Origin of the sequence: Amycolatopsis bullii (assembly GCF_014654205.1) — a bacterium.
In the GTDB taxonomy this organism is placed as follows: domain Bacteria; phylum Actinomycetota; class Actinomycetes; order Mycobacteriales; family Pseudonocardiaceae; genus Amycolatopsis; species Amycolatopsis plumensis.
Map to the genome: position 1 here is coordinate 82,003 of NZ_BNAW01000015.1, position 19,572 is coordinate 101,574.

At 69.7% G+C, this 19,572-nt stretch carries 16 protein-coding genes and 1 pseudogene; 4 read left to right on the top strand and 13 right to left on the bottom strand.

Annotated elements, in window-relative coordinates; translation table 11 throughout:
• Nucleotide 1: 1 nt before the first annotated feature.
• The 3 genes from ectA to IE317_RS18955 all read right to left on the bottom strand — a co-directional run bounded on the left by ectA (nucleotide 2) and on the right by IE317_RS18955 (nucleotide 6,847).
• Nucleotides 2-511 carry a diaminobutyrate acetyltransferase gene (gene ectA, locus IE317_RS18945; protein ID WP_191311851.1) on the bottom strand — a complete coding sequence of 170 codons (510 nt, stop codon included), beginning with the start codon at nucleotides 509-511 and terminating at the stop codon, nucleotides 2-4.
• A 217-nt stretch (nucleotides 512-728) separates the two neighbouring features.
• On the bottom strand, nucleotides 729-3,641 hold the full coding sequence (locus tag IE317_RS18950; RefSeq protein WP_191311992.1) for a DUF3376 domain-containing protein: 2,913 nt from the start codon (nucleotides 3,639-3,641) through the stop codon (nucleotides 729-731).
• A 59-nt stretch (nucleotides 3,642-3,700) separates the two neighbouring features.
• Nucleotides 3,701-6,847 (bottom strand): patatin-like protein, encoded by a 3,147-nt coding sequence (locus tag IE317_RS18955; RefSeq protein WP_191311853.1) that lies wholly within the window; start codon nucleotides 6,845-6,847, stop codon nucleotides 3,701-3,703.
• 163 nt (nucleotides 6,848-7,010) lie between these two features.
• Here IE317_RS18955 and IE317_RS18960 point away from each other — a divergent pair.
• Nucleotides 7,011-7,879 (top strand): IS5 family transposase gene (locus IE317_RS18960; RefSeq protein ID WP_229902787.1). Its coding sequence is split into 2 segments (ribosomal slippage): nucleotides 7,011-7,382 and nucleotides 7,385-7,879, totalling 867 coding nucleotides; the frame shifts between segments, so codons are not numbered across the junction.
• Nucleotides 7,880-7,901: 22 nt separating this feature from the next.
• On the opposite strand, the pseudogene IE317_RS44620 reads toward IE317_RS18960, so the two are convergent.
• The 3 genes and pseudogenes from IE317_RS44620 to IE317_RS18970 form a co-directional block, all read right to left on the bottom strand.
• A pseudogene (locus tag IE317_RS44620) lies at nucleotides 7,902-8,100 on the bottom strand (transposase); the annotation flags it as partial.
• Nucleotides 8,101-8,256: 156 nt separating this feature from the next.
• On the bottom strand, nucleotides 8,257-9,492 hold the full coding sequence (locus IE317_RS18965) for a DUF445 domain-containing protein (RefSeq protein WP_191311855.1): 1,236 nt from the start codon (nucleotides 9,490-9,492) through the stop codon (nucleotides 8,257-8,259).
• A 4-nt stretch (nucleotides 9,493-9,496) separates the two neighbouring features.
• Nucleotides 9,497-10,288, bottom strand: a complete 792-nt coding sequence (locus IE317_RS18970; protein WP_191311858.1) for an Abi-alpha family protein — start codon at nucleotides 10,286-10,288, stop codon at nucleotides 9,497-9,499.
• A gap of 85 nt (nucleotides 10,289-10,373) precedes the next feature.
• Here IE317_RS18970 and IE317_RS18975 point away from each other — a divergent pair, with 85 nt between their 5' ends.
• Nucleotides 10,374-11,195, top strand: a complete 822-nt coding sequence (locus tag IE317_RS18975; protein ID WP_191311860.1) for a maleylpyruvate isomerase family mycothiol-dependent enzyme — start codon at nucleotides 10,374-10,376, stop codon at nucleotides 11,193-11,195.
• Nucleotides 11,196-11,230: 35 nt separating this feature from the next.
• Here IE317_RS18975 and IE317_RS18980 read toward each other — a convergent pair whose 3' ends face one another.
• Nucleotides 11,231-11,674: a LapA family protein gene (locus IE317_RS18980; protein WP_191311862.1), complete on the bottom strand. Its 444-nt coding sequence runs from the start codon at nucleotides 11,672-11,674 to the stop codon at nucleotides 11,231-11,233.
• Nucleotides 11,675-11,720: 46 nt separating this feature from the next.
• Nucleotides 11,721-12,860, bottom strand: a complete 1,140-nt coding sequence (locus IE317_RS18985) for a dipeptidase (protein ID WP_191311864.1) — start codon at nucleotides 12,858-12,860, stop codon at nucleotides 11,721-11,723.
• Nucleotides 12,861-12,960: 100 nt separating this feature from the next.
• Here IE317_RS18985 and IE317_RS18990 point away from each other — a divergent pair, with 100 nt between their 5' ends.
• On the top strand, nucleotides 12,961-13,407 hold the full coding sequence (locus IE317_RS18990) for a MarR family winged helix-turn-helix transcriptional regulator (protein WP_191311866.1): 447 nt from the start codon (nucleotides 12,961-12,963) through the stop codon (nucleotides 13,405-13,407).
• A 20-nt stretch (nucleotides 13,408-13,427) separates the two neighbouring features.
• Nucleotides 13,428-13,565 (top strand): hypothetical protein, encoded by a 138-nt coding sequence (locus IE317_RS18995; RefSeq protein WP_191312003.1) that lies wholly within the window; start codon nucleotides 13,428-13,430, stop codon nucleotides 13,563-13,565.
• A 61-nt stretch (nucleotides 13,566-13,626) separates the two neighbouring features.
• On the opposite strand, the gene IE317_RS19000 is transcribed toward IE317_RS18995, so the two are convergent.
• From IE317_RS19000 to IE317_RS19020, 5 genes are read right to left on the bottom strand one after another with little or no spacing between them, the layout of a single operon-like run.
• Nucleotides 13,627-14,481 (bottom strand): amidohydrolase family protein, encoded by an 855-nt coding sequence (locus tag IE317_RS19000; protein ID WP_191311868.1) that lies wholly within the window; start codon nucleotides 14,479-14,481, stop codon nucleotides 13,627-13,629.
• Nucleotides 14,478-16,022: a benzoate-CoA ligase family protein gene (locus IE317_RS19005; RefSeq protein ID WP_191311871.1), complete on the bottom strand. Its 1,545-nt coding sequence runs from the start codon at nucleotides 16,020-16,022 to the stop codon at nucleotides 14,478-14,480. The genes IE317_RS19000 and IE317_RS19005 overlap by 4 nt, the downstream gene beginning before the upstream one ends.
• 8 nt (nucleotides 16,023-16,030) lie before the next feature.
• Complete coding sequence (gene boxB / locus IE317_RS19010) at nucleotides 16,031-17,452, bottom strand: benzoyl-CoA 2,3-epoxidase subunit BoxB (RefSeq protein WP_191311873.1); 1,422 nt, start codon at nucleotides 17,450-17,452, stop codon at nucleotides 16,031-16,033.
• Between the two features lie 5 nt (nucleotides 17,453-17,457).
• On the bottom strand, nucleotides 17,458-19,077 hold the full coding sequence (gene boxC / locus IE317_RS19015; RefSeq protein WP_191311875.1) for a 2,3-epoxybenzoyl-CoA dihydrolase: 1,620 nt from the start codon (nucleotides 19,075-19,077) through the stop codon (nucleotides 17,458-17,460).
• 31 nt (nucleotides 19,078-19,108) lie between these two features.
• The gene (locus IE317_RS19020) at nucleotides 19,109-19,528 is read right to left on the bottom strand and encodes a hypothetical protein (protein ID WP_191311878.1); all 420 of its coding nucleotides are present in this window, start codon (nucleotides 19,526-19,528) and stop codon (nucleotides 19,109-19,111) included.
• Nucleotides 19,529-19,572: the final 44 nt, after the last annotated feature.

The window sequence follows — 19,572 nt, forward strand, 5'->3', positions numbered from 1 at the left end:
CCTAATCGCCCGGATTCGTCGACAGGGTCAGCGGACCGATGCGGTAAAGCTCTTCCGGCAGGTGCCCGGCTTCGGGGAAATCCTCGCCGGCGAACAGCACACTGGTTTCCATGGCGGCGTTCCACCGCTTCGCAAACGATGAGAACAGCCGGATGGACGCCTCGTTGTCCGGGGTGATCGTGGTCTCGAGGTAACGCACCCCCTCGCCGACCAAGCGCGTGTACAGCGTGTCGAGCAGGGCCCCGGCCAGGCCCTTTCCGCGCTGGGACGCATCGACCGCGACTTGCCAGACCAGCGCCGAGTCCGGCGCGTCCGGCCTGCGGTAGGCGATGACGAAACCGACCGCCTCGCCGTCCTCACGCGCGACCACCGAAGACTCGGCGAAATCGCGGCACCACAGCATGTATGCGTACGGCGAGTTGAGATCCAGCTTGGCGGAATCGCGCGCGATTCGCCACAGCTGCGCGCCGTCCGCCTTGGTCGGGGATTCGATCAAGTGCGTTACGGACATACTCAGGAAACGTAACAGAGAATTTTCCGCCTGCCAGCGACGCAGCTCACGACCCCCGCGATGACCTGCGGCGACGCGATGTACCCGGTGAGCAGTCACACAAACATGTTTGACGTGGACGCCTGCTGGGCACACGCGCGCTCGGGGCGCGAGCCGCGGCCCGTGACCTACCCGCACGATGAACCTTCGCGGCCGTGATCGCAAGGCGACGGGCCGTTCAGCGTCGTCGGCGCAGGCGACGCCAGATCCCGCGCACCGGCAGCACGACAGCGGGCAGCACCAGCGAGCCGGAGACGACGAGCCACCACACCGCGGCGTCCCCGCGCCGCCAACCTGCCACCACGTTCCCCAGCCAGCCGAAGAGCGGCTGCCTGAGCAGGGGCAGGAAGGCGGCGAGCAGCAGCGCCGTCACGGCCAGGGTGAACAGCAGCGTGAACACCCCGCGCGCGGTCCTGCCCATCGTCAGCAGCGCCGTCACCAGGTACACGACGGCACCCGCGAGAATCGGCAGGCTGACCCACTCGAACACGACGCCGCCGTTGTTCCCGAGCGTCAGCCCCGCCAGCAAAGCCAAGGTGGCGGCGATGATCGGTCCTTGCGAGCCGAAGGAAACCGCGTTCGTGGATATCCTCGCGACGATCTTGAACGTGGCCCGCAGCGCGTCGCCGACCTTTACGGGCCACCCCCCGGGGAGCCGGAACGCGACGGTGCCCACGTTCACCGCGGCCGCGCCCAGGCTCAGGAGTGTCCGCGTCAGTTGTGCGGTGTGCTGCTCGCCGGCGAGCTTTTCCGTCGAGATCCGACACGCCTGAAACAGCTGCTGAGCGGTCGCCACGTCGGCCGACCAGCGGGCGGCCTTCGATCGGAAGGACGCGGATGCGGTCCCGCTGGCTCTGTCGTACCTGACGTCGTGCAGCGCCCGCTGCGCCACGACGGGGAGCTCGGCCGCCGCGATCTCCACTTGGCGTGCCCGCGCCAGCACCATCGCGGTCACCGGAAGGCTGACCGGTCGTTGGAGCCCGAACTCGACGGGGTTCAGATCGGCGTCGAGACCCACGAACGCCAGCTCGGCGGCCAATTGAAGGCACAACTGCCGGGCCTCTTCGGGAGAGCAGTTGTCCCGCTCGTCCGGCTTGCGCCAGACGTCCCCCAACGTGGCTCTGAGCTCCTCGCGGAACGTCTCGGGCCCCACGATGTCGCGCAAGGTCTCCAGCCGCACCGGATCGAGCAGGCACTGCACCAGCCAGCCGGCTCCGTCGACCTCCCCCCACATCCAGTCACTGACACGCCACGACGATTTGTAGAACGCACCGAAGTAGCCCGCCTGCATGCCGGTCAGCTTGTCTCCCGCGCGACGCCGCGACAGGTCGAGCAGTGTCCGGGAGTCCGCACTGACCTGCACCAGATCGACCCGCTGATCCACCAACGGCGGCTGGGCATGCAGCCCACGGCTCGCCACGTGAAGGCCGAGGAGCCGGGCCTGGACCACATCGTCGCCGCCGGAGTCCAGCTCGAGCCAATCCAGCAGCGTCGTAACCGTGTCGGCGGATCCCGCACTCTCGTCCGCGAGCGCCCGCAACGTCGGAGCCGCGGCCCGCAACGCCGCGACGGCCATCGGCCAGGCTCGGGCGAGCTGGGCGGAGCGGCCGAGTCCGGCCCACTCCTCGGCCAGCTCGCGGATCCAGGCCTCGAGGGTGGCGCCCACACCAGGCCCTGCGTGGGCGATGATCCACTGCGCCAGCCGTACGGTCCGTGCCGCCTCCCGCCGCGCTGCGTGCAACATCGCTCGCGCGTCATTGAGCGCTTTCGCCTGCACGGGGGCCGGCCCAAGCCGGAAGCCCGCGTTGATCAGCTGCAAACCGGTCGCCACCGCGTCGTCGAGCGCGCTCGTGCGGTAGCCGACGAGGTCCGCCACGGTCATACTCGTCGGCGGGGGCCCGGTCGGGACGCCACTGCTCAACCCGGTGGCGGCGACCTCGCGCAACTGGCGCGACAGGCCACCCGTCCACGCCCGATCAGGGCTGTCCACCGCGGAGAAGGCGAACCGCCAGCTGGCGACCCGGACGAGCTCGGCGCCGTCCTCGGCGGCCCGCCGCTCCAGGTACGCTGCCACGAGCCGCGGGTCGATCAGCGCCTCGGGCCCGCCGCGCAATCCGAGGGTCGCCAGCGACACCCGGGAGTCCCTCGCCCGGACGACGGCATCATTGTGCCGGGTCAGCTCGTCCAGTTCGGCGCTGATCGACTGGCTCATCACGGTCGCGATGACTTTGCCGATCGCGGTCGACAGCAGCGGCGGATTCACCGGATCGGCTTCCAGCGCCACAGCCCCTGGTTCACCCGTAGGCACGACGTAGAGCAACAGCCGACGGACGTCCGCGTGCGAGGGCCGCTCGAAGATCCCGCGCAGCACCGGCCGGATCGGCGTGTTGAGCAGGACTCCCCCGTCGGTGAGCCATTGGGAGCGCACCAGGCCGGTATAAGCCGACATGTCGGGATGCAACGGGTCTGCGCTGGCATCGCCGATCGGTACCCGGGACAGCTCGAACGCACCCGGGAACGAAGCGCTGGAGCGCGCGGCGAGCGCCAGCGGTCCCTCCACGCCCGGCGTCCACAGTGGACCGTTGAAGCGGAAGAGCATCCGGTGCTCGGTGTCGCGCACGAGGTTTCCCAGCGCGTCGTCGAACCGCCTCGCCTCGCCGTCAACCATGGTGCCGGTGAGGAGCACGGTGATGTCCGGTTCGGCGGCAGGCGGAGTACCTTCCGCGGTGATGCGACGCAGGGCCCGCTCCAAATCGCCCAGGAGGACCCGATCGCCGTCGAGCACCGACCGAGGCTGGGGATCCGTGGCGCCCCGAGACAGGTTCTCCAGTGAGCCGATCTCGATCCAGGTGTCCCGCAGCACGTTCGGGGTGGAGCCGAAGGCCTCCGCCAAGCCGAGGCAGGCAGCGCTGATACCGCCGCCGCTGGTGCCGGTCAGCACATCGACCGACACGGAGGCGCGCAGCAGGCCGAGCAGCTTGCGGTACACGCCGGGAGGCACGTCGCCGCGCGACTCCCGCAGCAACTGTGACGTCTCGGCGGCGACGCCACCCAGCCAAATGGCGAGGCTGGCACCGCCCACCATCGTCATCGCCAAGCGGATCTCCTGGTGCCACGGTTCCGCCGTCTCGGCCGCTTCCGGTGCGGCGCTCACGATGAGCGTTCGTGAGCCGGGGCCGCCGGGCCGGTGTCCGGGAGAGTGACGGAGGCCGGGGCTGTCAGGACGACCGCCGGTGCGGTCTTCGCCGATTCCCCGGTTTCCGCCGGTGCCTCGAGCGCAGCCGGACGGTCTCCGGGCCGGATGTGCCGCCACAGCGCAGCCAGCGGCGGGACGACCCATGGCAGCAGCAGGACGGCCACGAAAACGACCCACGCGACCGCCCGGTCGCCGCGGCGCCAGCCGTCGACCACCGAGCGCAGCCAGCCGAAGAACGGCTCCGCCAGCACCGGCAGGAACGGGGCGAGCACCAAGCCGAGCACCACGAGCAGGCCCAGCAGGTAGAGCAGGACCAGGGGGGACTTCTTCGCCATCAGCAGCACGTTGACGACGAAGAAGACAACCCCGCCGGCCAGCACCGGCAGCCCGATCAATCCCACGATCGCATTGCCGTTGCCGCCCATCAGCAGACCCGCGATGAGGGCCAGCGCCGCAGCCACGATGGTCCCCGGTGTCCTCAGCGCCATCGCGCCCTTGGTGATCCGCCAGGTGCTGCGGGCGGTGGCACGGACGGCGGTGACTATCGACTTCCCGGCCTTCGGCGTCGACGGCGGCACGGTCGCGGCCGCCGCGTTGACCCCGGCCGCGGCCAGCTTGATTACGGTCTTGACCAGCAGCGGAGTGCCGCGTTCGTCCGAAATCCGTTCCGCCGAGACGCGGCAGGTCTGGAACACCCGCTGCGTCCGGTCGTCGCTGTCCAGCGGGAACACGCCGTCCCCGGTCTCCGGGTCCGGTGTGGCCATCGCGCGGAAGGCCTTCGACTTCTTGTCGCTCGCCTTCGCCTCGACAACGTCCTCGCGGGCGTGCCGCCACACGACGGGCAGCTCGGTACGGGCGATCTCCAGCTGCCGCGCCCTGGCGAGGACCAGCGCGGTCACCGGCATGCTTTCAGGCACTTCGGCGGCGTAGGCGATCGGCCTCAGCTGCGCGTCGAGCCCGAGGAAGCCCAGCTCCTCGCCGAGCTGGGCGGTCAGTTCGGCGACGTCCGCCGTGCTGAGGTTGTCCGCCTCGCGCGGCGGGCACCACCCGGTCTCCGTGAAGGTCTTCTGCACCTGCCCGCGGAACGCGTCCTGGCCGGCGAGGACGGCGAGGTTCCGCAGCCGGACCGGGTCGAGGAGCACCTGCATGAGCCAGCCCGCTCCGTCGATCCGGCCCCACATCCAGTCGTTCGCGCGCCAGGAAGCCTTGTAGAAGCCGCCGAAGTAGTTCGCCTGCATCCCCGTCAGCTTCTCCCACGCGCGCCGCCGGTCCATGTCGAGCAGCGTCCGCAAGTCGGCGCTCACCTGCACGAGGTCGGCTCGCTGGTCGACAGCGGGCGCCTCGGCCAGCAGCCCGCGGCCGGCGACGTGCAGGGCGAGCAACCGCGCCTGCACGACCTCGTCGTCGGATTCGAGTGCGAGCCAATCCCGCAGCGTCTTCACGACATCGTTCTCGTCCGGTCGGGCATCGACCCGGCGGCGCAGGGCCGGTGCGGTGGCCCGCAGCGCCTGGACGACAGCCGACCAGGCACCGACGAGCCCCTTCGTATCGACGGCCGTTGCCCACCCTTCGGCCAGCTTTCCGACCCACGCTTCCAGGGTCGTACCCGGCTCCGGTTGCTCCGAGACCCACTCGTCCAGTTTCTGCTTCCGGGCAGCGTCCTTCCGCGCCTCGTGCAGCTTTGACCGAGCTTCGTTGAGCACCGCGGCGTCGGCCGCGTCCGGGCCGAGCAGGAAAGCCGCGTTGATTAGCTGAAGTCCGGTCGCGACGGCGTCGTTGAGAGCGGAGGTGCGGTAGGGCAGCAGCGCTTCCACCGGCATCCGGGTCCGCGGCGGGCCAAGCGCGATCTTGCGCGCCAGGCCCTCGGCCGCCTTGCCGCGCAGGGTCGCTGACATCCCCGTGGACCACTGCAGCTCTGGACTGTCCGTGCGGGACCGTGCGTACCGGCAGGCGGCGAGCTCGGCCAGTTCCTCGGCGTCCTCGGCCGTCCGCCGCTCGAGGTAGGCACGGAAAAGCTGCTTGTCGATCAACGACTCCGCGCCGCCGCGCAGCCCGAGCCCGGCCAGGACGACCCTGGTGTCCCTGGTCAGCAGCACACTGGCGTTGTGCCGGGAAAGCTCCTCGAGCTCGGCACTGATGGACTGGCTCATCACCGCGGTGACGACCTTGCCCATCGTGTTGGTCAGCATCGGGAAGTCGCCGGCGTCACAGGATTTCGCTTCGGCCTCCCGCTCCCCCGTCGGCACGACGTACAGCAGCAGCCGCCGGACGTCGGAAGCAGCGGGCCGGGCGAAGATCTCCGCCAAGGCCGGCCGCAGCGGCTTGTTGAGCAGCACCCCGCCGTCGGTCACCCAGTGCGAGCGGGCGAGCTTGGTGTACGGCTTCATGTCCGGGTGCCGGTCGTCGGCCTGCCCAGTACCGATCGGCACCCGGGACAGCTCGAACGCACCGGGGTAGGAGGCGGTGGACCGGGCGGCGAGGGCGAGCGGTCCGAGCACCTTCCCCGATCCCCACTGCTCGCCGTGGAACCGGAAGAGCAGGCGGTGGTCGGTGTCCCGCACGAGGTTGCCCAGCGCGTCCCGGTACCTGGCGCTCTCGCCGTCGACCATGGTTCCCGTGAGCAGCACGGTGAGATCCGGCGTGCCGGCCGCCGGGCCCGCGCTGTTCCCCTTGATCCGGTCGAGCGCGCAGCGGACCCCGTCGAGCAGGACGCGGTCACCATCGAACAGCGACCGCGGCTCGGGCTCGGCGGGGTCGCGGATCAGCTTGTCCAGCGAACCCGTCTCGATCCAGGTGTCGCGCAGGACCTCCGGGCTGGAGTCGTACGCCTCCGCGAGCCCGAGGCAGGCGGCGTTGATGCCCCCGGCGCTCGTCCCGGTCAGGACGTCGACCGAGACGTCCGCGCGGAGCAGGCGGGTCAGCTTCCGGTAGCTGCCTGGGGCCACGCTGCCCCGCGCCTCGCGGAGCAGCTGGGATGCTTCGGACGCGACGCCGCCCATCCAGACGGCGAGGCTGGCGCCGCCGACCATGGTCATCGCGAGGCGGATCTCCTGCCGGGGCAGCGTGTCCTCGGCGCTTCCGGGTTCCGGTGTCTCAGCCATGGGCTTCCCCCGCCCGTCGTCGGTCCTGCCGGAGAGTAGAGGCGAGACGCACGCAGCCGGATACGTCCGCAGGTACGGTCGATCGGGTGGACTTGTTCGCCCTCTTGGTCGCCTAGGGCGTGTCCTGTAAGCGGTTGAGCTGGCCCTCTGGTACTTGTGCCCGGTGGTTGGTCGCGGTGAGCTGACGGACAAGGCATGGGCGGTAATCGAGCCGCTGTTGCCACCGGTGCAGGGTGATGGCCGGCGGTGGCGTGATCACCGCCAAGTCATCAACGCGATCTTGTGGAAGCTGCGCACCGGTGCTCCGTGGCGTGACCTGCCCGAACGGTACGGGCCGTGGAAGACCGCGCATGAGCGGCTGCGGTTGTGGACCAAGGACGGTACCTGGGAGAAGATCCTCGACCGGGTGATCGTCAAAGACGACGCCGTCGGCGACCTGGAATGGATCATCTCGGTCGACTCCAGCGTGGTCCGAGCGCATCAGCACTCGGCTGGTGCCCGGAAAAAGGGGGATGCAGCGACGGAGTCGAAGCCCTCGCCTGCGACGGGGAAGGGCTCGGCCGGTCCCGTGGCGGGCTGAGTACCAAGATCCACCTGGCCGTGGATGGGCGGGGTCTGCCGATGCGGTTTCTGCTCACGCCGGGTCAGGCGGGCGACAATCCGCAGTTGCTGCCGCTGCTGGACGGCATCAGCGTCGCCCGCCCTGGACCTGGCCGGCCCCGCTGCCGGCCGGAGACGGTGATCGCGGACAAGGCGTACTCGCATCCCTCGACCCGCCAGGCGATGCGCGACCGGCAGATCACCTTCGTCAGCCCGGAGCGCGATGACCAGATCGCCCGCCGCGTCGCCAAAGGCTCCCACGGCGGGCGACCACCGGCGTTTGATGCCGAGGTCTATAAGCAGCGCAACGTGGTCGAACGCTGCTTCAACCGCCTCAAGCAGTTCCGCGACCTGGCCACCCGCTACGCCAAACGCGCCGCCTACTACCAAGCCGAACTCACCATCGCCGCAATCGTCCTCTGGCTCCGATGACTTACAGGACAGCTCCTAGGCGTCAGTTCAGAATGAGTTTGCGGAGGCAGATCACGAAGCAGGCGAGGCTGAGGATGGCTGGTGGACGTCGGCTCGTCGTTGGGTGCGGATGCGCAGGCGGCGGAAGTTTCGAGCCAGGCGAAGGTGCGTTCGACCGGCCAGCGGATGGTGCCCAGGCCGGAGCCGTGCTCGACGCCGCGGTGGGCGATGAGCGAGGTGATGCGCGGACCAGGCGGCGGCCACGTGCCATTCAGTCAGCCGCCGCCAGCAGGTGACCCCGGAGGCACCGAACAACGCCGTCCGCAGACGGTTCCAGCCGATTCTGGAAACTCTGCAGTCAGGCAAAGACGACACGCCGACTCATTCTGAACTGCCCTCTAAGCCGCCAGGTGCTCCAGGAGCAGCACCTGCGCCTCACCGACCATGAACCCCAGCACCGCCCCCGTCGCGATCAGAATCCACTCGTCCTGCTCGAAAGCCGGCCGCAGCAATCGCTCGAACTCCTTCGGTGACAGCTGCTTCATCTTCGACACCAGCACGTTCCGGATGTCCATCGCGTCCGTCGCGTAGTCCTCGATGTACCGCATCGTCTCCGGCAGGCGCGCCATGATCTGCGACGCGATCGTCAGCTTCATGTCCTGGTACTTGCGGCTGCCGACGGCGAACACCAGCAGCGGCCTCGCGACGCTGCCCAGCTCCCGGTCGAGCTGCCGCTGGATCAGGGCCAGCACCCGGTCCGCCAGCGGCCCGTGCAGGATCGCCTCGATGACGTTGTGCGGGGTGATGATCTCCTTCGCGATCAACGACCCGTACGCCTCCGCAACCTCCGCGCGCCGCTTCAGGAACAGGCCCTGCCACTGCACTCCGAAATACCGGCGGGGCTCGATCGGGTAGAAGATCATCCGTAGCGCCAGCCAGTCGGTGAACCAGCCGGTGAACAGGCCGAACACCGGCATGATCGGCGGGAACTTGAACAGCACCCACGCCACCATCTGCACGACACCGATCGCGCCGCCGAACACCAGGCCCGACCGGGCGATGAACTTGAACTCCCGCGCGCCCGCTTCCTGGAAGATGCGGTTCAGCAGCCGCTTGTCCTTGACCAGGCTGGTGACCACCATGCCCTTGAGGTCGAAGACGCTGTCCACATCGGACTTGATCAGGTCGAGCACCGCCGCGACCATCCGCGGCGACTCGTGCTGGACGCGCTCGATCACCAGCCGCTGCACCCGGACCGGCAGGGACTCCCAGAGCCCCGGCTGGTAGTGCCCGGCCACCTCGCGGACGATGTCCTCGACGCCCGCCAGCAGCGGCTTCTCGATCTCCTTCGCGATCCGCCCGGCGTCCAGCCGCGCCACGACCTCGGCCGGCTTGATCAGCTGCTCGGTCATCGTGTCGCAGGCGATGCTCGCCATCCGGGCGGCACGCTTCGGCACGATGCCCTGCCAGCCCAGGAACGGCTTGACGCCGATGAACTCCACCGGCTGGAACATCATCCGGATCGCGACGAGCTTCGTGCCGTAGCCGATCAGCGCCGCGACGACCGGGATCGAGACGTAGAGGGGCCAGTGCCGGGCGAAGTCGGCGACGATCCCGCCGAAGAAGGCCCCCATCGCGCTAACCCAGGCTCGGGTCGCAGGCCTGCCAGAACTGCGCGCCGAGGCGCGAGACGTGGATCGTGCGCCGGACGAACTTCGCGCGCCGGACGTGCTTCTCGGCCTCGCGCACCGTCTCGTCGGTCAGCAGGATCTCGTACTGCGTCTCCAGCGAGGGCACCTCTTCGTCGAGGTCGACCAGGCCGAGCCCGATCAGCCTGGTGACGTAGCCGGGCACCTGGTCGGGCAGCGACACCCCGGCGGCCTTGCCGACCGTCGAGGCGTTGCGCAGCACGACCCGGCCGTTGCCGCCGAGGCCGGTGCGCTCGACGACGTCGACGGCGGGGAACGGCGAGCCGTCGGACAGCGCGGACAGGATCCGCGCCTCGTCGGGCGTCAGCTGGCGCAGGATGATCGCGTAGAAGTACTCGCGGGCGCGTTCGCGGCCGAAGCCGACGGAGTGGTTGAGCAGCTCGGCCATCGCCGCGCGCAGCGGCTCGGCGCGGTTGTCGCGCACCGGCACGACGGTGACGGCGGCTTCGACCTTGCCGGGCACCGCGGGGCGGTTCATCGCCGACGCCGCGGTGAGCGCCGCGTGGTACGGGTCGTCGACCTCGTCGAGCCGTCGGCGCAGCTCGGTCAGCAGCTGGCGCTCCACCTGCCGGACGCCGCGTTCGGCGGTCTCGACACCGGGCAGCTTGCGGCCGATGGCGAAGCCGGTGCGCGCGGCCCAGCCCGCCAGCTGACCGGCGCGGCGGGCCAGGTCGGCCACGTCGTCGGCGGCACCCCGGCCGTTCGGTCGCTCTGCGTTCACCGGCGGACTCCCCTCTGCTTACGCGAGGCTGATGCTACCTGCGGGTAGGCCGAATGGAGGTGTGACTTGCGTGTTGGATGGGCGCATGAGTCCGACGCGCTGGGGCCCGCCGATCGACGTCCTCCCGTACTTCTCGAAGGAAGAACAGGCGCTGATGACGCTGCTCGGCGCGCTCACCGACGAGGACTGGACGCGGCCGACGATGTGCGCGGGCTGGACGGTCAAGGACGTCGCCGCCCACCTGCTGGGCGACAAGGTCGGGCGGCTGTCCCACGGCCGCGACGGCCACGCCTCCGATGGCCCCCGGCCGGGTGAGGCGTTCCCGCGGTTCATCGACCGGATCAACGAGGAGTGGGTCGTCGCGTGCCGCCGGCTCTCGACGGACGTCCTGCTCACGATGATGTACGAGTTCATGGGCCAGACGACCGAGTACTGGGCGCAGCTGGACCTCGACGTCCCCGGCATCCCGGTGAGCTGGGCCGGCGACGAGCCCGCGCCGCGCTGGCTGGACGCCGCCCGCGACTATTCGGAGTTCTGGGTCCACCACGTGCAGATCCGCGAGGCCTTGGAGCACACGCCGCTGGAGGCGGAGTACGCCGAGCCGATCGCCGACACGTTCGTGCGAGCACTGCCATACACCCTGCGTGACGTCGACGCCCGCGTCGGCAAGCAGGTCGGCTACACGGTCACCGGCCAGGGCAAGTGGTACGCCCGTCGCGAGCGTGACGGCTGGGTGCTGGATCGCGGCGCGCCGCCGTCGCGCACCCCGTTGGCCACCGTGACGACGGACCTGGACACGTTCTGGCGGCTCTGCACGCGCAACGCGGCGGACCTCGGCCGGGTGCGCACGACCGGCGACGAAAACGTTTGCGCCCAGGTCCTGACGATGACGTCGATCATCGTCTGAGGGGCACTTTCACGTGAAAGTGCCCTCAGGGGGACCTAGCGGCGGCGTGCCTGCTTCCGCAGCTGCAGGATCCGGGCCCCGCCGATCAGCGCGACCAGCGCCGCGCCGCCGATCGCCGAGAACAGCATGGCGATGGCCAGCGGCAGGTTGCCTTCGGCGCCGAAGAAGTGCACGGTCACCGAGTCCAGGTTCTGCAGGATGAAGATCAACAGCACGATCAGCACGACCAGGCCGGCGATGACCGCGACCCAGGTGCCGCTGATCCGCGTCGGCCGCGCCCTCTTGGCCGTGGCGGGCCTGCCGGGTGCCGGGCGCACCGGCGTGACCTCCTCGGCGCCGGGCCGGACGTCGCCCGCCCGCAGTTCGGCGGGTTCCAGGGCGCCCTCGGGCACCTCGGGGCCACCCGGCTCGTGGTGGCCGCTTCCGGGTAGGCCGGGACCGGTGGGGCGGTCGGCCGCGCCCCCGCGCGCGTGCGTCATGTACCCAGTGTCCGTCCGCTGCGCGGGGAGCGCCGTCTCAAACCCCCTAACGGGCGAAACCGTCGACCTCGCGCAGGACGCGCAGCGTGTTCCGCCCGGCCAGTTTCGCGCAGTCGTCCTCACTCCACCCGCGCTCGAGCAGTGCGGCGAACAACACCGGGTACTTGGACGTGTCCTCCAGCCCCTCCGGCAGCGAGCCGACGCCGTCGTAGTCGCCGCCGAGGCCGATGTGGTCGATGCCGGCGACCTCGCGCGCGTGCTCGACGTGCGCGACGACGTCCTCGACCGTGGCGAGCGGCTTCGGCGGGCCGTCCCACTGCTTGACGAACTCGCCGCGCAGGCTCAGGTTGCGGTACTCGAGCCCGGCTTCGGCCATCGCGGCCTCGAGCCGTTCGTTCCAGGCGGCCACCTTCGGCGAGACGAACGCGGGCACGAAGGTGATCATGGCGACGCCGCCGTTGCCGGGCAGCTTCGCCAGGACGTCGTCGGGGATGTTGCGGGGGTGGTCGTTCACCGCGGTGCAGGAGGAGTGGCTGAAGATCACCGGCACCGAGCTGACCTCGATCGCCGCCCGCATCGTCGACGGCGCGACGTGCGAGAGGTCGACCATCATCCCGATCTTGTTCATCTCGCGCACGATGTCGCGGCCGAACTCGGTGAGCCCGCCATGGGCCGGCTCGTCGGTGCCGGAGTCGGCCCAGGTGGTGTTGAAGTTGTGCGTCAGCGTCATGTAGCGGACGCCGAGGCGCCGCAGGATCCGCAGCACGCCGATCGATTCGGCGATGCTGTGCCCGCCCTCGGCCCCGAGCAGCGACGCGATCCGGCCGTCTCCGAAGGCGGCCTCGGCCTCGTCCGCGGTGGTGACCAGCCGCAACCGGTCGGGATAGCGCTCGACCAGCTGGTGGACGACCTCCACCTGTTCCAGGACGGCGGTCACGGCACTGTGGCCCTCGAACTCGCAGGGCACGTACACCGACCAGAACTGCAGGCCGAGCTTGCCGTCGGCGAGCTTCGGGAAGTCGGTGTGCAGGGCGGGCTGCCGCACGGTCAGGTCGAGGGACGCGGCCGCCTCCACCGGGTTCGGGCCACCGTGCTGCCGCAGCTCCCACGGCAGGTCGTTGTGCCCGTCGGCAAGGATGACGGCGTCCAGCAGTTTGGTAGCACGCTGTAGTGCCTCGTTGGTCATCGCCCGATCGTAGGGACGCGCGGTACACGGTTCGTACAAACGGGCTGACATCTTCTCCGGAAGAAATAATCCGGCGAGGTGTGGCGGTAAACTCCGACCTGTGGACACCGACGACGACGAGATCGTCACCTGGTGGGGCCTGGTTATCGAGGGTTACCTGGCCACCCAGGACAGGCTGATGGGCGAGATCGCCGACCGCTTCGGGCTCGCGCCCCCGTCGTTCGACATCCTGCTGCGGCTCGTCCGCTCGCCGGACCACCGGATGCCGATGACCCGCCTGGCCACCGAGGCGGCGCTGTCCAGCGGCGGCTTCACCAAGGTGGCGGACCGGCTGGTGGCGGCCGACCTGATCTGCCGGATCCCCAGCCCCGACGACCGGCGCGTCACGTTCGCTTCGCTGACCGAGCACGGCCTGGACGTGGCGAACAAGGCCCGCGCGGCGGCGGCGGACATCCTGCGCCGGATCGTGCTGACGCCGCTGGGCGACGACGCTCCGGCACTGGCGGAAGCGATGCGGACACTGCGCGCGTTCAACGCCGACCGTTGAAAAAGTCGAGGTCACGCCCGATGCCCGTGGCGGCGCACCATGAAAGCCATGTTGACCGAATCGACCATCACGACCATGCGCAGCTGGGCAACGAGCGCGCGGCCTGGTTCACCGATTCCGGGGGCAACGTGCTCTGCCTGCACGAGGTCATGGGCTGACCACCCTGGGGGCGCGGGGGTGCCGCCGGTCGACGGCAGGCACCCCCGCGTTCGGCCCGGCTCACGCCAGTGACGGCATCAGCTTGATCGCGTTCCCCGACAGGACCCCGCTCAGCACGTCCTCGGGCAGCCCCAGCCCGGCCAGCGTCCGGACGTTCGCGGCCACCGAAGGCACCCCCGGCCAGTCCGTCCCGAACACGAACTTCCCCGCCAGCCGCGTCAGGTCGAAGCGCTGGTAGTACTCCGGGAGCTTCTTCGGCGGCAGCCCGGCGAGGTCGAGCCACACGTTCTCGCGGGCCAGCGCCAGGAACGCCGCCACGTCGTACCACCACCCGCGGCCGCCGTGGGCGAAGACGAACTGCAGGGCCGGGAAGTCCTCGACCACATCGGACAGCAGCTCCGGGTTGCCGAAACTGGTGCGGGAGCCGGGAAAGCTCGACGTTCCCGAGTGGAGGATCACCGGCACCCCGCGTTCGAGGCACAGCTGGTAAACCGGGTACAGCTCCTTGTCCGCCGGTGAGAACGCGCCGTGCACCGGGTGGATCTTCAGCGCCACCGCGCCCAGGTCCAGCTGCCGCGCCACCTCGGCCGCGGCCGGGTGGTGCACGTACGGGTTCACGTTCGCCACCAGCCGGAACCGCTCCGGGTTGAACGCCACCAGCGGTAGGTTGTCCTCGATCGGCTGGATCCCGGTCGCGCGCGGGCTGTACTCGCAGAACAACAGCACGCGGTCGACGCCTTCGGACTCCATCAGTTCGTCCATTGCGGACGGGACGACCTCCCCGGAAGCGGAGTACACCGAACGCCACGGGTACGCCCCGGCGAAGTCGTGCGCCCACTGCAGCCACGCCGGCTTCAGCGTCGGCAGCCGGGGCGTGTGGACGTGGGCGTCGACCACGAAGTGCCCGTCGATCACGGGCTCGGTACCGTCCGCAGCGAGTCGCGGACCAGCTCGCGGATCACGTTGCGGCGGATCTTGCCGGTCGCCGTCTTCGGCAGCTCGGGCAGTTCGACCACCCCGCGCGGGCGCTTGAACGCCGCCAGGCCCTCGCGGCAGAACTCGATCAGCTCGGCCGGGTCGACCGCGAACCCGGGGGCGGGCACCACGCACGCGACGGGCTTGTCGAGGCCGTCGGCGTCCGGCGCGGCGACCACGGCGACCTCGGCCACCGCCGGGTGCTGCCGCAATCGTTCCTCCACTTCGGACGGTGACACCCAGATCCCGCCCGCCTTCAGCATGTCCCCGAACCGGCCCAGGCAGCTGTAGGTGCCGTCTTCGTTCCGGATGTAGCTGTCGCCGGTCCGCAGCCACTCGCCCTGGAAGACGAGTTTCGTGGCGTCGTAACGGGCCCAGTAGCCGGTCGCCGTGGACGGCCCGGCCACGAACAGCTCGCCCGGCTTCCCGGCGGCGTCGATGACGGCCCCGGCTTCGTCGCGCAGCTGCACGGAATACCCGGGCACCGGGACGCCGGTGCTGCCCGGCCGCACCGAGCCCGGCTGGTTCGACAGGAAAATATGCAGTGCCTCGGTGGACCCGATGCCGTCGAGGATTTCCAGTCCGAAGCGGGCGCGGAACCGTTCGAACAGTGACGCGGGCAGCGGCTCGCCCGCCGAAACCGCGTACCGCACCGAAGAAAACGAGTCGTCCGGGACGTCGCTGGCGAGCAACGCCGCGTAGAACGTCGGGACCGCGAAGAACAGTGTCGGCTTCTCCTCGCGAGCGCGTGAAGCGAACAACGCGGGCGTCGGCCGCGAAGGCTCGAGCAGCGTCGTGCCGCCCGCGCCGAGCGGGAAGAAGCACGAGTTCCCCAGCCCGTAGGCGAAGAACAGCTTCGGCACGGACAGGAACCGGTCCTCGCTCGTCGTCGCCAGCACGCCGCGGGCGTAGGTCTCGCAAACCGCGCGGATGCTCGCGTGCCGGTGCATCGCGCCCTTCGGCTGTCCGGTCGTCCCCGACGTGTACAGCCACAACGCGGGCGAGTCCGCCCACGTCCGTCTACTCGGGACCGGTCCGGACAGCGACGGCCAGTCGTGCGTCCGGACGCCGAACCCAGCCGGGTCGCAGTGGTCGAGCACGACGTCGGTGACCTCGGGGGCGAGCGTCAGCGCCGTCAGCGCCTGTCCGGCGAACTCCCCGGACACGCACAGCACGCGCGCCCGCGAGTCGGCCAGCACCTGGCCCAGCTCGGGCCCGGTGACCATGGTCGAGACGGGGACGGCGACCGCGCCGGCCAGCATCGCGCCGAGGATGCCGGTGAGCAGCTCGACGTCGTCGACCATGCAGAACATGACCCGTTCCTCGGGCCGCACCCCGAGTTCGAGCAGCCCGCCGGCGACGCGCCGGGACTCCGACGCGAGCTCGGCGTAGGTGAGCGAGCGGCGGGGCGACACGACCGCGGTCGCGTCCGGGTGCCCGGCCGAGAGCAGGTACTCCGCGGCATTGAACCCTGTCGCCACCAGGCCTCCTACGTGAGGTACACGTACTCGTAGTCGATGGGCTTGCCGTTGATGCCCTGCCGCGGCGGCGCGACCCAGCTCGCGATCTTCCCCCGCTCGTACACCGGGCGCATCAGCGAACGCACGAACGTGAGGTCTTCGGTCGTGGGCAGCCACTTGCGCTTGCCTGCCTCCCAGGTCGCCTCGTCGACGATGGTGCCGTCGGGAGTGACGTGGTGGCCGGAGTTTATGCCCACTTCGCGGTTGAAGCCAGGGTGCGGCAACCGGAACGTGAAGTCGACGCCGGCGTCGGAGAGGATCTTGTTCCAGCGCTTCACGCCGGTCTGGCAGTCGGCCACGTACTCGCTGCGCAGGTCGAGGTTCAGCAACAGGATCGCCTGCAGCTCCTCGGTGGTCCAGGTGCCGTCGGCGTTCGGCCGCTCCAGCGTGCGGGCGTCCTCGGTGAGCTTGTGGTCGTCCTTGCGGCGGGTCTCCTGCCAGCGGCCCTTGAGCCCGGCGGTGTAGTAGTTCGCCGCGTTCGTCGACGTCTCACTGCCGAACAGGTCCAGGGACACCGTGTAGTGGAAGTTGATGTACTTCTGGATGATGTCCAGCGGGATGCCGCCGAGCGGGCCGATGTCGTACGTGTCGTGCTCGCGGATCAGCTCGGCGCTGCGGGTCACCACGCGGTCGACGCCGGTGGTGCCGACCATCATGTGGTGCGCCTCCTCCTTCAGCATGAACTCGCACGTGCGCGAGAGCGGGTCGAAGGAGGACTCCTTGAGCGTGCCGAGCTGGTACTTCCCGTCGCGGTCGGTGAAGTAGGTGAACATGTAGAACGCCAGCCAGTCGGCGGTTTCCTCGTTGAAGGCGCCGAGGATTCGCGGCGCGTCGGGACTACCCGAGTTGCGCAGCAGCAGCCCTTCGGCCTCGTCGCGGCCTTCGCGGCCGAAGTAGGCGTGCAGCAGGTACACCATCGCCCACAGGTGCCGGCCTTCTTCGACGTTGACCTGGAACAGGTTCCGCAGGTCGTACAGGCTCGGCGCGGTCAGGCCGAGGAGTTTCTGCTGCTCGACCGACGCCGGTTCGGTGTCGCCCTGGATGACGATCAGCCGTTGCAGGTCGGCGCGGTACTCGCCGGGCACCTGCTGCCACACCGGCTCGCCCCTGTGCTCCCCGAAGGCGATCCGGCGGTCCGGGTCGCGCTCGGCGAGGAAGATGCCCCAGCGGTAGTCCGGGACGTTGACGTGGTCGAAGTGCGCCCAGCCCTCCCGCCCCACGCTGACCGCGGTGCGCAGGTAGACGCCCTGGGTCTCCAGCGTCGGCCCCATCTCGCCCCACCAGTGCATGAACTTCGGCTGCCAGCCCTCCAGGGCCCGCTGGAGCCTGCGGTCCTCGGAGAGGTTGACGTTGTTGGGGATCTTGGCGTCGTAGTCGATCTTCTCGGGCATCTGCGCTAGACCCGCTTCCTGTCGAAGACGGCCTTCTGTCCCGTACCGTAGCGGCGCAGCGCGCCTTCCGGCCCGGATGCGTTCGGCCGGGTGAAAATCCAGTTCTGCCAAGCCGCCAGCCGGCCGAAGATCTTGGTCTCGATGGTCTCGGGACCGACGAACCGGTGGTTGGCCTCCATCCCGGTGAGCGCGTCGGGGCTCAGCGAGGCACGGCCTTCGAGGGCGATGCGGATCTCGTCCTCCCAGTCGAGGTCGTCCGGGGCGTCGGTGACCAGGCCGAGTTCGAGGGCTTCGGCCGGGGTCAGCGCCCGGTTCTTCTCGCGGGCGAGCCAGGCGAGGTGGTCGTCGTCGCCGTAGAAGCGCGCCTGGAGGCGGGTGAGGCCGTTGCCCATCGGGAACGCACCGAAGTTGGCGTCGGTCAGTTCGATGGAGGCGCGTTCCTCGGAGTTTTCGTCGTCGATCGGCGGGCCGTCCAGGATGTACTGCCGGTCCGCGGCCAGCGCGACCTCCAGCAGCGCGCCGGTGAAGCAGCTGCCCGGTTCGATGAGCGCGATCAGGCTGCGGCTGGTGACGTCGAGGCGCTTGAGCGTGCGCTTGAAGTAGTGCGTGATCTCGTTCGCGAGCCAGTCCTTCTGCCCCAGCACGGCCTCTTCGTGCGCCCGTACCGTCGCCGGGTCGCCCTGGGTCCGGAGGATCCACGTCCCGGCTTCGACCTCGTTGGTGCGCAGCCGCAGGATGGCGTCGTCGAGTTCGCGGGTCATGGCGAGGAACCAGCCGCCCGCGCCCTCTTCGTGCAGGTCACCGGGGTCGTTCTCGGGCCCCTTGATGGTGATGGTGGCCTGGCTCGCCTCGACCTCGATGTCGACATGGCGATGTTCGAGCGGGGTCAGCTCGATGCCGCGGTCCGCTTGCTTTGCGGACCCCCGCGCGAGTTCCCGCGCCCTTTCCAGGACCTTCTCGCGGAAGTCCTGGCGGGGCACCAGCTCGTCGACCAGGCGCCAGTCGACCGCCGTCTTGCCCTTGACGCCGTCCGGGCGCGTGGCGAAGACGTCGGCGAGGTCCCGGCGCACCCGCCGTTTGTCGACGACCCGGGTGAGGCCGCCGGTGCCGGGCAGCACGCCGAGCAGCGGGACCTCCGGCAGCGCGACGGTCGAGGAGTTGTCGTCGATCAGGAAGACCTTTTCGCAGGCCAGCGCGATCTCGTAGCCGCCGCCGGCGCAGGTGCCGTTCACCGCGGCCACGTACGTCTGGCCGGAGTGCTCGGTGGCGTCCTCCATGCCGTTGCGGGTCTCGTTGGTGAACTTGCAGAAGTTGACCTTCCAGTGGTGCTCCGACGCGGCGAGCATGCGGATGTTCGCGCCGGCGCAGAACACCTTGTCCTTGGCGCTGGTCACGATGACCACCCGGACCTCGGGGTGCTCGAACCGCAGGCGCTGCGTGGCGTCGTACAGCTCGATGTCGACGCCGAGGTCGTAGGAGTTGAGCTTGAGCTCGTACCCCGGGACCAGCCCACCCTGCTCGTCGACGTCCAGCTCGAGCCAGGCCACCTCCCCGTCGACCCGCAGGTGCCAGTGGCGGTACTCGTCCGGACGGCGGTCGAAGGCAACCGGTGTGGTGGTGGTCACCTGTCGATTGTCTACATGAGCCGGACGAGCGTCAATGTTGTGTAGAAACTTGATCTCGCGTGGTCACCCGGTTGAGCGTGGCCCAGGCCCAGGTGAGGAACACCCACAGGGCCAGCCCGGCCGCGGCGTCGGTGAAGATCGTCGCGAACCAGAACGCCGGGATCTGCGGGACGCCGGTCAGGAAGTGGCCGAGCGTGATCATTCCGGCCAGCGAGTAGACCAAGAGGAACGCCAGTGCCCGGTGGTACCGGCCTTGCGTGTACGCGCGGTAGCCGAACCAGCCGAACGCCGTCAGCAGCACCCAGGCGACGGCGACGGTGATGCCGCCGACGAGCGGCGTGATGCCCGGCAGCTGCGGGTAGTCCGCGTACCGGACGGCGTTGTGCGTGTAGTGGACCGCCGTGCTGAGCAGCGAGAAGCCCAGAATCACCCGAAGCGTCGTCAACCCCATCGCAGCCCCCGATTTGATAGATCGCTCTAGCGAAGGTAGCGCCC

Bases quoted from the DNA above. Each gene is read 5' to 3' on its own strand.
- ectA (WP_191311851.1), bottom strand. From the start codon at position 511: ATGTCCGTAACGCACTTGATCGAATCCCCGACCAAGGCGGACGGCGCG.
- IE317_RS18950 (WP_191311992.1), bottom strand. From the start codon at position 3,641: ATGACGATGGTGGGCGGTGCCAGCCTCGCCATTTGGCTGGGTGGCGTC.
- IE317_RS18955 (WP_191311853.1), bottom strand. From the start codon at position 6,847: ATGGCTGAGACACCGGAACCCGGAAGCGCCGAGGACACGCTGCCCCGG.
- IE317_RS18965 (WP_191311855.1), bottom strand. From the start codon at position 9,492: ATGGGGGCCTTCTTCGGCGGGATCGTCGCCGACTTCGCCCGGCACTGG.
- IE317_RS18975 (WP_191311860.1), top strand. From the start codon at position 10,374: ATGAGTCCGACGCGCTGGGGCCCGCCGATCGACGTCCTCCCGTACTTC.
- IE317_RS18980 (WP_191311862.1), bottom strand. From the start codon at position 11,674: ATGACGCACGCGCGCGGGGGCGCGGCCGACCGCCCCACCGGTCCCGGC.
- IE317_RS18985 (WP_191311864.1), bottom strand. From the start codon at position 12,860: ATGACCAACGAGGCACTACAGCGTGCTACCAAACTGCTGGACGCCGTC.
- IE317_RS18995 (WP_191312003.1), top strand. From the start codon at position 13,428: ATGCCCGTGGCGGCGCACCATGAAAGCCATGTTGACCGAATCGACCAT.
- boxB (WP_191311873.1), bottom strand. From the start codon at position 17,452: ATGCCCGAGAAGATCGACTACGACGCCAAGATCCCCAACAACGTCAAC.
- IE317_RS19020 (WP_191311878.1), bottom strand. From the start codon at position 19,528: ATGGGGTTGACGACGCTTCGGGTGATTCTGGGCTTCTCGCTGCTCAGC.